Consider the following 13,366-nt stretch of genomic DNA (forward strand, 5'->3'; position numbering starts at 1 on the left):
CGAGCCGAGCGCCCGCCCCCGGGCAGGGGCGGGCGCTCGGGTGCGCTTGTTTCTGTTCGGTCAGGCGGACGCCGGCTCGGGGCCGGCGCTCTCGTCGGCGGCGGCCTGTTTGGTGGCCGCCTCCTTGGCGCGCTCGTCCGCTGCGGCCTTGATGGCCCGCCACGCGGATTCCGCGGCCTGCTGTTCCGCCTCCTTCTTGCTGCGGCCGGTGCCGGTGCCGTACGAGACGCCTCCGACGCGGGCGGCAGCAGTGAAGGTCTTCTCGTGGTCGGGGCCGGTCTCCGTGACCAGGTACTCGGGTACACCGAGCCCCTCGGTCGCGGTGAGCTCCTGGAGACTGGTCTTCCAGTCCAGGCCGGCTCCGAGGTTCGAGGACTTCTCGATCAGGGGGTCGAACAGACGGTGCACGAGCTCCGCCGCGGACTCCAGTCCCTGGTCGAGATAGACCGCACCGATCACCGCTTCGAGGGTGTCGGCGAGGATGGACGCCTTGTCCCGGCCGCCCGTTCCCTCTTCACCGCGGCCGAGCCGGATGAAGGAGCCCAGGTCGAGCCCACGGCCCACCTCCGCCAGCGCACGCGAGTTGACCACCGCGGCCCGCAGCTTGGCCAGCTGGCCTTCGGGCAGATCGGGGTGGGTTCGGTACAGCGTGTCCGTGACCACGAGGCCGAGGACGGAGTCCCCGAGGAACTCCAGGCGCTCGTTGGTCGGCAGACCGCCGTTCTCGTACGCGTAGGAACGGTGGGTCAGCGCACGCACCAGAAGGGCGGACTCGAGCTTGTACCCGAGCCGCCCTTCCAACAGCGTGTGGGACGAGGCCTGGTTGTCCGCAGAGTTTTTCTTCGGCGTGGACACAGTGCCTCTCACCAGCCGCTCAGACCTCGAGGACCTGGCGCTTGTTGTAGGTGCCGCAAGACGGGCACGCGATGTGCTGCTGCTTGGGCTCGTGGCAGCGCTCGCACGCAACCAGGGTGGGGACCGCAGCCTTCCACTGCGACCGGCGGTGGCGCGTGTTGCTGCGCGACATCTTCCGCTTCGGAACAGCCACGGCTACTTCTCCTGCTTCTCGTCGACGCCCGGTTCGGCGCCGCTCATCTCGTCCTTCTCGCCGTCCTTCATGGTGCCGGCGAGTCCCTGCAAAGCCGCCCAACGGATGTCGACGGCGTCGTGGTGGTGGTCCGGGTCGTCCGCCAGCCGCGCGCCGCATTCGGCACACAGACCAGGGCAGTCTTCCTGGCACACCGGCTGCATCGGCAGTGCGAGCACCACCGCATCACGCAGCACGGTCTCGAGGTCGAACAAGCCGTCCTCGAGGAAGAGCCTGTCCTCGTCGTCCTCGGCGTCGTCGCCCGGTTCCGCGATCACGCGGCCCCGGTCGTCGGCGTCAGGGTACGAGAACATCTCCTGGAATTCCGCTTCGACGTCGAGCTGAAGCGGCTCCAGACACCTTACGCACTCCCCCTCGGCCCCGGCACGGGCGGTGCCTGTGACAAGCACCCCTTCCATGACCGACTCCAGGCGGAGTTCGAGCTCCACCGGGGCGCCTTCCGGCACTCCGATGACTCCCTTGATACCGAAGTCCTTGGGAGCGTCGACCGTGCGGGTCAGGCGCTGCAGCGCACCGGGCCGCCGGCCCAGCTCGTGCGTGTCGAACACGAGGGGGTTTCGGTGGTCGAGGCGGGCGTTCAGAGCCATTCCTGCTTTCGATCTTGCGAGCTGAGAGGTCGCCGCCCTTCGGTGTTGCGGGCAGCGTGGATCGCGGACGTACGCGCGACCGAAGAGCCAGGATACTGGACCTTTCGCTGTCGGCCCAATCCGGTGCTCAGCCGTTGCCGCGACCCTGCTCGTAGGCGCGGATCTGCTCGGCGGTGATCATGCCGGTGTCGAAGAGGCTGGTCTCGTCGAGGGCGTATCCCTGCTGGCCCTGCTGGGCTTGTTGCGCCTGCTGGGCCTGCTGGGCCTGGTTCGGGTCGTACGCGGCCTGCTGAGGGTCGTAGCCCTGGTAGGCGTAGGGATCGGCGTGCTGGTAGCCGTACGGGTCCTGCTGGGCGGCGTAGGGCTGCTGCGGGTAGCCGCCGCCGTAGGGGGCGGGCTGCTGCGGGACGGGAGCGCCGGTCGCCGGATCGTAGGCGGCGGCCGGGGCGTAGGCCGGCTGCGGCGGCCCGTAGTCGGGCTGCTGGGCGGGCTGCTCGGCCGGGGGCTTCTGGTCCGCGAGGGCGGCCAGGTCGGCGAGGTAGTCGGCGTCGCTGGAGTGCTGGACCGTGCTGAGGTCGCCGGCGAGGGCGCCGAGGTCGTCGCTGGCGATACGGCCGTGCAGCTTCTGCCGGCCGCGGCCGACGGCCTCCAGGGTCTTGGCGAGGACCGCCTCGAAGGAGCCCAGCTTGGCGTGGACGTACTCGTCGGCCGTACGGCGCAGGGTCTCCGGGTCCTGGCTGCGCTCGGGGGCGTCCTCGTCCTCGTAGCCCTGCTCGTCGATGCCGGGGCCGGTACCGAGGAGCTTCTCGCGGCCGCGGCCGACGGAGCCGAGGGTCTTGGTGAGGACGACCTCGAAGTTGGCGAGCTTGGAGTCGACGTAGTCGTCGGCCTCGGCGCGGACCTCCTCGGCCTCCTGGCGGGCCTCGGTGAGGATCCGGTCGGCCTCCGCCTGGGAACGGCGGGCGACCTCGGTGTCGGAGATCAGGGAGCCGCGCTCGGCGTGCGCCTGCCCGATGATGCGCTCGGCCTCCTGGCGGGCGTGCTCGACCATCTGCTCGCGGCCGCCGATCAGCTCCTGGGCCTGGGCGAGCGAGTCGGGCAGCGCCGCGCGCACCTCTTCCAGCAGCGAGAGCAGTTCGGCGCGGTTGACCACGCACGAGGCCGACATGGGCATGGACCGGGCGCCGGAGACCGCGGAGACGATCTCGTCGAGCTTCTTCTGCACGTCCACCGTGTGCTCGCCACTCTCTACAGATGCGTTGGAGACGGACGGGACGACTGTAGTCCCATCAGTCCTTGCGCAGACGCTCGTTGAGCTCCTGGAGGACCTCCGCCGGGACCAGGTGGGAGACGTCCCCGCCCCAGGTCGCGACCTCCTTGACCAGGGAGGACGACAGGAAGCTGTAGGTGGGGTTGGTGGGGATGAAGAGGGTCTCCACGCCCGAGAGGCCGTTGTTCATCTGGGCCATCTGCAGCTCGTAGTCGAAGTCGCTGACCGCGCGCAGGCCCTTGACGATGGCGGGGATGTCGCGCTGCTTGCAGAAGTCGACGAGCAGGCCGTGGAAGGCCTCGACCCGGACGTTGCCGTACTCGGCGGTGACCCGGCGGATCAGGTCGATCCGCTCCTCGATCTCGAACAGGCCCTTCTTGGCCTGGTTGATCATCACCGCGACATAGACCTCGTCGTACAGCCTGGAGGCGCGGGAGATGATGTCGAGGTGTCCGTTGGTGATCGGGTCGAACGACCCGGGACAGACGGCGCGGCGCACTTGTGTTCCCTCGCTCTCCGGTCCGGTCATCGTGCGTCTTCGCACGTAGAGGCGGCGCGACCGTACCAAAACGTTCCCTCGCCGTAGCGGCGGGCCCGGAGGGGTTCGAAACCCTCGGGCCACCGGAATTCACCGCCTCTGGTGCTGCGCTCCACGGTGACGAGGGCTTCTTCCGCGAGCCAGCCTTCCGTGCGGAGTGTGAGCAGGATCTCGCGAAGATCGTCGTCCGTGACGGCGTACGGGGGGTCGAGGAAGACGAGGTCGTAGGGGTCGCCGGGGTTCGGCGTACGGATGATCTGTTCCGCTTTGCCTGATCTGACCTCGGCGCCGGGGAGACCCAGGGACTTCACGTTCTCGCGGACCGTGCGGGTCGCTCGGGCGTCGGCTTCGACGAGGAGGGTGTGGCCCGCGCCTCGGGAGAGGGCCTCCAGGCCTACGGCTCCCGAGCCGGCGTAGAGGTCGAGGACGCGTTCGCCTTCCAGGGGGCCGCCGAGGAGGGATTGCCAGGTGGAGAACAGGCCCTCTCGGGCGCGGTCCGATGTGGGGCGGGTTCCGGTGCCTGGCGGGACGGCCAGGCGGCGTCCGCCGGCCTGGCCGGCGATCACGCGCGTCATCTGTGGTCCTTGGTCGTGGGCGGGTTCAGGTATCAGTGTGGCTGGTCGCGCAGTTCCCCGCGCCCCTAAGAGAGGGGCATTCGCCCTCAGCCCTTTTCCAGGTACTGCTCCCTCTCCTCGTCCAGGAGGGCGTCCAGAGCCGTCCTGAGCGCGGGCAGGTGGGTCAGGTCCGGGTCGGATGCCACCACCGCTGTCGCCTCCTCCCGCGCCTCGGCGATGATCTCCTCGTCCTCGATGACCGCGAGCATCCGCAGAGACGTCCGGGCGCCCGACTGGGCCTGGCCCAGGACGTCGCCCTCGCGGCGTTGTTCCAGGTCGATGCGGGAGAGCTCGAAGCCGTCGAGGGTGGCGGCGACGGCGTTCAGGCGCTGGCGGGCCGCGCTCGCCTCGGGCATCTCGCTGACGAGGAGGCACAGGCCGGGCGCCGAGCCACGGCCGACGCGGCCGCGCAGCTGGTGGAGCTGGGAGACGCCGAAGCGGTCGGCGTCCATGATCACCATGACGGTGGCGTTGGGGACGTTGACGCCGACCTCGATGACCGTGGTGGCGACCAGGACGTCGGTCTCGCCTGCGGCGAAGCGGCGCATGACCGCGTCCTTGTCGTCGGGCTGCATACGGCCGTGCAGGACCTCGACCCGGACGCCTTGGAGGGGGCCCTTGGAGAGCTGGTCCGCCACGTCGAGGACCGCGAGGGGCGGGCGCTTCTCGGCGGCGTCCTCCGGGGACTCGGGCGGCTTCTTCTTGCCGGGCTTCTTGGGGTCGTCCTCCTCGTCACCGATGCGCGGGCAGACGACATAGGCCTGATGGCCGTTGCCCACTTCCTCGCGGACCCGCTCCCAGGCGCGGGCCAGGAAGTGGGGCTTGTCGGCGGCCGGAACGACATGGCTGGCGATGGGCGAGCGGCCGGCCGGGAGCTGGTCGAGGACGGAGGTCTCCAGGTCGCCGAAGACCGTCATGGCCACCGTGCGCGGGATGGGCGTGGCGGTCATGACCAGGAGGTGCGGGGGCTGTTTGCCCTTGCCGCGCAGGGCGTCGCGCTGCTCGACGCCGAAGCGGTGCTGTTCGTCGACCACGACCAGGCCCAGGTCGTGGAACCGCACCTTGTCCTCGATCAGCGCGTGGGTGCCGATGACGACGCCGGCCTCGCCGGTGGTGAGGTCGAGCAGGGCGTGACGGCGGGCCGCCGCGCCCATGGAGCCGGTGAGCAGCACCACCTTGGTGGCCTTCTCGGCGCCGCCCAGCATGCCGCCCTCGGCCAGCTCGCCCATCATCTCGACGATCGATCTGTGGTGCTGCTGGGCGAGCACTTCGGTGGGCGCGAGCATGGCGGCCTGCCCGCCGGCGTCGACCACGGCGAGCATGGCGCGCAGGGCGACCATGGTCTTGCCCGATCCGACCTCGCCCTGGAGCAGCCGGTGCATCGGATGGTCGGTGGCCAGGTCGTCGAAGATCTCCCGGGAGACCCGCTGCTGGCCGTCGGTGAGGGTGAAGGGGAGGCGGTCGTCGAAAGAGGCGAGGAGGCCGTCGGGCGTGAGCTTGCGGGGCACCGCCGGGAGTTGGGCGTCCGCGTGGCGGCGACGGGCGAGGGCGACCTGGAGGACGAAGGCCTCGTCCCACTTGAGGCGGGCCCGGGCGTCCTCGATGTCCGCCTTGGTGTGCGGGCGGTGGATCTTGAGCAGGGCCTCGGGGAGGGGGACCAGGCCGCGGCCCTGGCGCAGGGAGTCCGGCAGCGGGTCGAGGGCCTCCTGGGCCGTGGGCAGGACCGTCTGGAGGGCCTTGCCGATCTTCCAGGACTCCAGCTTGGCGGTGGCGGGGTAGATCGGGATCAGGGCGCCGGCCCAGGTCTCGACGGACTCGTCGGGGTCATCGGGGTCGCCGCGCAGCAACTCGTAGGCCGGGTGGGCGAGTTGGAGGCGGCGGTTGAAGACGGAGACCTTGCCCGCGAACATCGCGCGCGTGCCCGGCAGGAGCTCCTTGTGGGGCTTGTGAACACCGGCGCCGAAGAAGACCAGTTGGAGGCGGCCGCTGCCGTCCGTGATGGTGACCTCCAGGCGCTGGCCCTTGCCGCGCGGGGCCTTGGCGGAGGCGAAGCTGTGCAGGCGGGCGTCGGCCACCTGGGCGACCACGGTGACGTGCTCGTCCATGGGGAGTTCGGCGAGGTGGGTGAGCTGGCCGCGCTCCTCGTATCTGCGCGGGTAGTGGTGGAGCAGGTCGCCGACGGTGAGCAGGCCGAGATGCTCGGCCATCACCTTCGCGGTGGCGGGGCCGAGCACCGACTTCAGCGGTTGTTGCAGCGGTTCTTCCAGTGCGGGCACGAGATCCATTGCACACCACGCCACTGACAATGCCGTAGAGGCGGCGGCGCACGTTGCCGTACACGTCCCGGAAATCGCTGGTCAGACGGGTGGTTCCGGCCTTAGGATGACGCGCTCCCGGCCCTTCCTCGCGGTCACCGCCTCATCGGGACCGCCCGACCCCGCGCCGTCGCGAGTCCCCCACCGGCGCCGTGAAGATGGATTCCGAGACCTCACAGGCTTCCCAGGCACCCCGTTCGCCCCAGTCACCTCACACCTTCCAGGTCGACCTGCGTGGTCTGGTGGACCTGCTCTCCCACCATCTCTACTCCAGTCCCAAGGTGTATCTGCGCGAGCTGCTGCAGAACGCGGTGGACGCCATCACCGCCAGACGCGCGGCGGAGCCCGACGCCCCCGCCCGGGTGCGGTTGTACGCGGAGGGCGGCGCCCTGCGGGTCGAGGACACCGGCGTCGGGCTCACCGAGGCGGACGTGCACAGTCTGCTCGCCACGATCGGACGCAGTTCCAAGCGTGCCGAGGGCCTTCAGGAGGCCCGCTCCGACTTCCTCGGGCAGTTCGGCATCGGGCTGCTGGCCTGTTTCGTCGTGGCCGAGCGGATCCGGGTCGTCAGCCGCAGCGCCCGTGCGCCCGGGGAGCCGCCCGTGGAGTGGACGGCCCGGGACGACGGTTCGTACACCGTGCGGACGCTGCCGGACGCCGAGCGCCCCGAACCGGGCACCACCGTGCATCTGGTGGCCCGGGCGGGGGCGGCGGAGTGGCTCACGCCCGAGCGGGTCGCGGCCCTGGCACGAGACTTCGGGTCGCTGCTGCCGTACGACGTCCGGGTGGGCGGCGAGGCGGTCACCGACCTGCCCGCGCCCTGGGACCGTTCGTATCCGAGCCCGGCGGGTCGCCGCGTCGCCCTCGCCCGGCACTGCCACGACCTGTTCGGCTTCACGCCGTTGGACACGATCGACCTGGCCGTGCCGCTGGCCGGCATCCGCGGGGTGGCGTATGTGCTGCCGTCGGCGGTCAGCCCGGCCCAGCGCGCGGGTCATCGCGTGCACCTCAAGGGCATGCTGCTGACCGAGCGGGCCGAGCAGCTGCTGCCCGACTGGGCGTTCTTCGTGCGCTGTGTGCTCGACACGGACAGTCTGCGGCCGACGGCCTCGCGCGAGTCGCTGTACGAGGACGAGACCCTGGCCGCCGTACGGGAGGCGCTGGGCGAGCGGATCCGCGGGTGGCTGACGGGCCTGGCGGCCGGTGATCCGGAGCGGCTGGCCGCGTTCCTGTCGGTGCACCACCTGGGTGTGAAGTCGCTGGCCCGGCACGACCGCGAGATGCTGCGCACGATGCTGCCGTGGCTGCCCTTCGAGACGACCGACGGGCGGCTGTCCCTGGAGGAGTTCGCGCAGCGGCACCCGGTGGTGCACTTCACGCGGACCGTCGAGGAGTACCGGCAGGTCGCGCCGATCGCGTCCGCGCAGGGCATCGGCGTGATCAACGGCGGCTACACGTACGACAGCGAGCTGGTGGAGGCGTTGCCCTCGGTGCGGCCGGGGACCGTGGTCGCCGAGCTGGACGCGGACACGGTGACCGCCCATCTGGACGCGGTCGACCCGGCCGAGGAGCTGGCCCTGTCGGGCTTCCTCGCGGCGGCACGGGCCCGGCTCGACCAGCTGGGCTGCGATGTGGTGCTGCGGGCCTTCAACCCGCTCTCGGTGCCCGCGCTGCACCTCGACGACCGGGACGCCCGGCACGAACAGGCCCGGGCCGACGCCGAGGCGCAGGCCGACGACCTGTGGGCGGGCATCCTCGGCTCCCTGCGCGGCAGTGCTCCCCGCGCGCGTCTGGTGCTCAACCACCTCAATCCGCTGGTCCGGCGGATCAGCGCGCTGCACGACCCGGAGCTGATCGGCACGGCGACGGAGTCGCTGTACGGGCAGGCCCTGCTGATGGCGCAGCGGCCGCTGAGGCCCGCCGACTCGGCGCTGCTCAACCGCGCGTTCATCGGTCTCCTGGAGTGGGCCACGCACAGCGAGGACGGTCAGGCATGAGTGAGATCACCGACTTCGACGCCCTGCGCCGGGCGATGGCGGAGAACTCCGACGAACCGGAGGGGCCCGCCCGCAACGCGCGGGCGGAGGAGCTGCTGACGGCGGCCGAGAAGCTGAACGTGCCGCTCGCCGTGATCGAGGCGCTCGGGCACCAGCTCAAGGTCTACAACTACAGCTCCGAGAAGGGGAAGATGTTCGTCCCCTTCGCGCGGCTGCTGCGCCTGTGGGACGAACACCCCGAGGACTTCGACGAGTACGAGACGCACTCGCTGCACTGGGTCTTCAAGTGGGTGTCGTCCGGCATGCTCGACCAGCCGCACATCCCGCTCGCGTCGATCGAGAAGTGGCTCGGCGAGATGGAGCACCGCTACCGGCTCGCCGGGCACTCCGAGCGGGCCGTGCGCGGCGCCGAGCACAGCGTGGCCGCCCATGTCGGGGACGTCGCGCGAGCCGAGCGTGCGTACGCCGCGTGGCTGGCCGCCGACCGGGACGCCATGGCCGACTGCCACGCGTGCGAGCTGCACGGGCAGGGCTGGTGGCAGGCGGAGCTGGGCCGGGACGCGGAGGCCGTGGAGCTGTGGCGGCCGGTGCTGGAGGGCGAGTACGCCTGCGCCCACGAGCCGCACACGGCCCTCGCCTCCTCCCTGGTGCCGCTGCTGCGGCTGGGCCGCCTCGACGAGGCCCGCGCGCACCATCTGCGGGGCGTCCGGCTCGTCCGGGCCATGGAGAGCATGCGCGGCGCCTACGCGGAGCACGTGGAGTTCTGCGCGCTGACCGGGAACGAGGCGCGCGGACTCGAACTGCTCGCGGAGCGGCCCGCCTACTTCACGGACGACGGGCAGCCGCAGAGCAGGCTGGACTTCATGAGCGTGGTGGCCCTGCTCATGGACCGTCTGACCGGACTCGGTCTCGGCGACCGGCAGGTGCCGGGCCCGCCCGGCCGGGAGTGGACCGCCCGGGAACTGGCCGCGCACGCGCGTGCGGAGGCCCTGGCGCTGGCGGCGCGCTTCGACGAGCGCAACGGCACGGCCCACGTCAGCGAGCGGGCACGCGCGCGTATGGAGCGGCAACCCCTGGTGGAGCGGCTGCCGCTTGGGGTGCGGTCGGTGCGGACGGTCCCCGCGCCCGCTCCCCCTGCCGTGACGACCGCTGTCACCGCGCGGCCGGACCTGCCGGCCCTGCTGGCCGAGGCGCGGCGGCTGTCGGACACCCTGCGGCCGAACGCCGTGGAGGCGTGGGCGGCGGTCGCCGGGGCGGCGGAGGGCGTCGAGCTGGACCCGCGCGACCGGGCCGAGATCGCGGACCACGAGGCGATGGGCCTCGGCCCGGAGGGTGCCGCGCTCTTCGAGCGGGCCGCCGAGCTGTACGCGGAGGCCGGCGACCCGGGCGAGGCCCTGGCGGCACGCGCGCGTGCGGCGTACGTACGCGCACTCGGGGGCGAGGTGACCGAGGCGGTCGCGGCCGTGGCCGGCCCGTACGACGAGATCCTGGCGCTGTACGCAGCCGACCGCACGGGCCTGCGCCAGACGGCGTCCGTCGTGATGGGCCGGGCCCGGATCCTGATGCGCCGGGCGCACGAGGCCGAGGGGCCCGGGACGGAGGCGGCGCTCGCCGAGGCCGAGGCCGCCGTCCGCGCACTCCTGGCACTCGTCGACGGACGGACCGGCGAGGACGTACGACTGGCCGCGCGGGCCGCCGAGGCGCAGGCGATGCTCGCCGAGCTGGCGGGACTGGCCGGGGACCTGAAGTCGGCCGCGGAGCTGTTCGCGCGGGGCGCGGCGGCGTTCGTCGCGGCCGGGCTGCCCTGGTACGCGGTGGAGTACGAGGCCCGGCTGGCCTCCCTGGCCCACCACCTCGACGACATGGCGGAGGCGGAACGGGCGCTGCGGGCGGCCCTGGAGCACGGCGGGGCCCATCTTGAGGCGCCGGGGAAGGCCCAGCTGCATCTCCAGCTCGCCGAGGTGACCGGCGGCCGGGGCGAGGCCGTGGAGGCCGCCGAGCACGCCCTGCAGGCCGCGCACTGGGCCGACGAGGCGGGCGAGAGCGCCACGCTGGGTGCCTGGGCACGGCAGCAGCTCGGCGGGTTCCTGCTGCGGCAGGAGCGGTGGGCCGAGGCCGCCGAGGTGCTGGAGTCGGCGCTGCCCGACCTGACCGCCGAGACACACGGCGACGGGGCGGTCGTGCAGACGCGGTGGTGGCTCGGCGACTGCCTGGGCGAACTCGGCGAGCACCGCGCGGCGGCCGAACAGCGCCTCCAGGCGGCCGAGATCGCCCGGCACTGGCCCGAGCAGCACGACCACGCCACCCTCGCCCACCTGGCCGGTGAGTCCCTCGGACAGGCCGGGCTGGCCGCCGAGGCGGACCGGGCCTACGCGCGTGCGGGCGACCTGTGGCGCGCACTCGGCAACACCCATGGGCTGGTCCGCTCCCTGCGCGCCCGCGCCTGGCTGGCGTTGCACGAGCCGGACGGACGGGAGGAGGCACGCGGCCTGATGGCGAGCGCGGTCCGGGAGTGCGAGGCGGCGCGGGACACGGCCGCCGACGAGGAGTCCCGGTTCCGGCTCACAGCCGAACTCGGCCACACCCACCGACAGTTCGGCGACCTGCTGGCCCGCTCCGTCTCCGAGGACGTCGAAGACGCCTCGACCCGGGACGTGATCGAGGCGGCCCTGTCCCAAGTGGTCCGGTCGGTGGAGGTGTTCGCCTCTCTCGGCGACGGCGCCCTGCACAGCCGCACCGGCGCCGAACTGGCCGCGGGCTGGCTGGAGGCCGACCTGGGCCGCCCCGCCGAGGCCACCGCACGCGCGCGTACGGTGCTGGCGGCGTACGAGGGACACGACGGCCTCGACGACGCGGAGGCCGCCGAGGACCAGGAGGTACGGGCCCGGCGGGCCGAGGCCGGGCACCTGCTCCGGTCGGTGGCGGAGCGGCAGGGGTGAGTCGCCGGCCTGCCCCGCGCCGATCCGGGCCTACTCCACGCCGATGAGGAGCAGGGACCCCTGCCGTCCGCCCCGGTAGACGACCGTGTCGACGGCGAGGTACCCCTCGCGGACCCGGCCCTCCAGGTGCTCGGCGATCGCCTCGGGGGCCTCGTCGCCGAGCACCAGGGTGACCATCTCGCCCCCGGCCGCGAGCATCCGGTCCAGGACGGTCCCGGCGGTGGCCGCGACGTCCGTGCCGATCACGGCCACGTCGCCGTCGATCAGGCCGAGGACGTCGCCGGCCTGGCAGATGCCGGCCATGGTCCAGGACTGGCGTTCGGCGACGGTGACCTCGGCGTAGCGGGTCGCTCCGGCCGCCGAGGTCATCGACACCACGTCCTCGTCGAAGCGGCGCTCCGGCTCGTGCACGGCCAGCGCGGCGATGCCCTGGACCGCGGAGCGGGTCGGGATGAGGGCCACGCGGATGCCCTCCGTACGGGCCTGCTCGGCCGCCGCCGCGGCGGTGTGACGCAGCTCGGCGTCGTTGGGCAGCAGCACGACCTCGCGCGCGTGGGCCCGCCGTACGGCCTGTACGAGCTCTCCGCTCGCGGGCGGCTCCCCGGGGCGTGCGAGCACGGTGGTCGCGCCGGACTCGGTGTACAGCCCGGCCAGGCCCTCGCCGGGCACGACGGCCACGACGGCGCGCTGGGCGCGTTCCCGGGGCGGCCGCTCGGCGCCGGTGGTGTGCACATCGCCGGCGCCGAAGTGCGTGATGCGGATCCGGTAGGGCCGCCCGGCCTCGATGCCGGCCTCTACGGCGGCGCCCGCGTCGTCGACATGGACATGGACGTTCCACAGCCCGTCGCCGCCGACCACGACGAGGGAGTCCCCGAGAGCGTCGAGCCGCCCCCGCAACCGCGCCACGGCCGCGTCCTCGGCCTCCAAGAGGTAGATCACCTCGAAGGCGGGGCCGTCCTGGTGCGCCGTGGCGGTGCTGTCCGCGCACTCGCCCTGCGCGGGACCGTCGGCGGGCTCCACGCGCGCGTGGAGATCACGGGGGTCCTCATCCGGGCCGGGGCGCAAGCCCACCGGCTCCTCGGCCACCACTGCCCCGGCAGCCGCCACTCCCCCGGACGCCCTGGCCCCCGGCAGGCTCACCACACCGGCCGCGACCACCCGGGGCGTCTCCCCCGTGAACGTCTCCACCAGCGCCCCGAGCACCGCCACCAGCCCTCGCCCACCGGCGTCGACCACCCCGGCGCGTTCCAGGACGGGCAGCTGGGCCGGGGTCGCGGCGAGGGCCGTGCGCGCTCCCTCATAGGCCGCCCGGGCCACCTTCCCGCAGTCGCCCTCGGCACCGTCGGCGGCGTCGGCGGCGGCCGAGGCGACCGTGAGGACGGTGCCCTCGACGGGGTGGGCCACGGCCTGACGGGCGGAGTCGGCCGCGTGCCGCAGGGCGAGCCGCAGGCCCGGGCCGTCCGCGTGGGCGGCCTCGTCGTCGGCCAGCACCTGGGCCATGCCGCGCAGTAGCTGGGCGAGGATCGTCCCGGAGTTGCCACGGGCGCCGATGAGCGCCCCGTGCGCCATCGCCCGGGCGGCATCGGCGAAGGTCGGCCCCTCGGGATCCGACCCCGCCGCATGGCCCGCGAACACCGCCTCGACCGCCGCGACCGCGGACTCCACGGTCAGATACAGGTTCGTGCCGGTGTCCCCGTCCGCCACGGGGTAGACATTGATCGCGTCGATCTCCTCACGCGCCCGCCCCAGGGTCTCGAGAGCGAGACCGCACCAGGTGCGCACCGCGAGAGCATCGAAGAATGTCTGCGGCACCTGCGCCACCGCGCCTCCCTCAGCTGCTGGACGTGGCACGCAGCGTAGTCTCCGGGGCGGTCCTCACCGGAAGCGGGCCAGGTGGGAACACGGCCCGGCCATGGTAATTTCGTTGTCCTGGAGCAGTCGTTGTATGCTGCTCCGGTTGCCCGATCCCAATCGGGCCATTCCCCTGGCAACGCCACT

At 72.7% G+C, this 13,366-nt stretch carries 10 protein-coding genes; 2 read left to right on the forward strand and 8 right to left on the reverse strand.

Going from position 1 to position 13,366, the window contains the following annotated elements; genetic code table 11:
- Nucleotides 1–60: 60 nt before the first annotated feature.
- The 7 genes from rnc to recG form a co-directional block, all read right to left on the reverse strand.
- Nucleotides 61–855, reverse strand: coding sequence for a ribonuclease III (gene rnc, locus NNW99_RS09745; RefSeq protein WP_215118311.1), 795 nt, complete (start codon nt 853–855; stop codon nt 61–63).
- A gap of 19 nt (nt 856–874) precedes the next feature.
- A complete protein-coding gene (rpmF, locus tag NNW99_RS09750) occupies nt 875–1,048 on the reverse strand; it encodes a 50S ribosomal protein L32 (protein WP_003951102.1) in 174 nt (57 codons plus the stop codon).
- A 2-nt stretch (nt 1,049–1,050) separates the two neighbouring features.
- Nucleotides 1,051–1,695, reverse strand: coding sequence for a DUF177 domain-containing protein (locus tag NNW99_RS09755; RefSeq protein WP_189727960.1), 645 nt, complete (start codon nt 1,693–1,695; stop codon nt 1,051–1,053).
- A gap of 127 nt (nt 1,696–1,822) precedes the next feature.
- On the reverse strand, nt 1,823–2,926 hold the full coding sequence (locus NNW99_RS09760; RefSeq protein ID WP_215118312.1) for a DivIVA domain-containing protein: 1,104 nt from the start codon (nt 2,924–2,926) through the stop codon (nt 1,823–1,825).
- Between the two features lie 58 nt (nt 2,927–2,984).
- Complete coding sequence (gene coaD, locus NNW99_RS09765) at nt 2,985–3,464, reverse strand: pantetheine-phosphate adenylyltransferase (RefSeq protein ID WP_184598550.1); 480 nt, start codon at nt 3,462–3,464, stop codon at nt 2,985–2,987.
- A 26-nt stretch (nt 3,465–3,490) separates the two neighbouring features.
- A complete protein-coding gene (gene rsmD / locus NNW99_RS09770; protein WP_215118313.1) occupies nt 3,491–4,078 on the reverse strand; it encodes a 16S rRNA (guanine(966)-N(2))-methyltransferase RsmD in 588 nt (195 codons plus the stop codon).
- Nucleotides 4,079–4,164: 86 nt separating this feature from the next.
- Nucleotides 4,165–6,402 (reverse strand): ATP-dependent DNA helicase RecG, encoded by a 2,238-nt coding sequence (gene recG / locus NNW99_RS09775; protein WP_215118314.1) that lies wholly within the window; start codon nt 6,400–6,402, stop codon nt 4,165–4,167.
- 188 nt (nt 6,403–6,590) lie between these two features.
- Here recG and NNW99_RS09780 point away from each other — a divergent pair, with 188 nt between their 5' ends.
- Together NNW99_RS09780 and NNW99_RS09785 are read left to right on the forward strand one after the other, a co-directional pair.
- On the forward strand, nt 6,591–8,429 hold the full coding sequence (locus NNW99_RS09780; protein ID WP_215118315.1) for an HSP90 family protein: 1,839 nt from the start codon (nt 6,591–6,593) through the stop codon (nt 8,427–8,429).
- On the forward strand, nt 8,426–11,368 hold the full coding sequence (locus NNW99_RS09785; protein WP_215118316.1) for a tetratricopeptide repeat protein: 2,943 nt from the start codon (nt 8,426–8,428) through the stop codon (nt 11,366–11,368). The genes NNW99_RS09780 and NNW99_RS09785 overlap by 4 nt, the downstream gene beginning before the upstream one ends.
- A 30-nt stretch (nt 11,369–11,398) precedes the next feature.
- On the opposite strand, the gene NNW99_RS09790 is transcribed toward NNW99_RS09785, so the two are convergent.
- Complete coding sequence (locus NNW99_RS09790; RefSeq protein WP_215118317.1) at nt 11,399–13,189, reverse strand: DAK2 domain-containing protein; 1,791 nt, start codon at nt 13,187–13,189, stop codon at nt 11,399–11,401.
- Nucleotides 13,190–13,366 lie beyond the last annotated feature (177 nt).

Origin of the sequence: Streptomyces sp. CRCS-T-1 (genome assembly GCF_024442335.1) — a bacterium.
GTDB lineage: Bacteria > Actinomycetota > Actinomycetes > Streptomycetales > Streptomycetaceae > Streptomyces > Streptomyces koelreuteriae.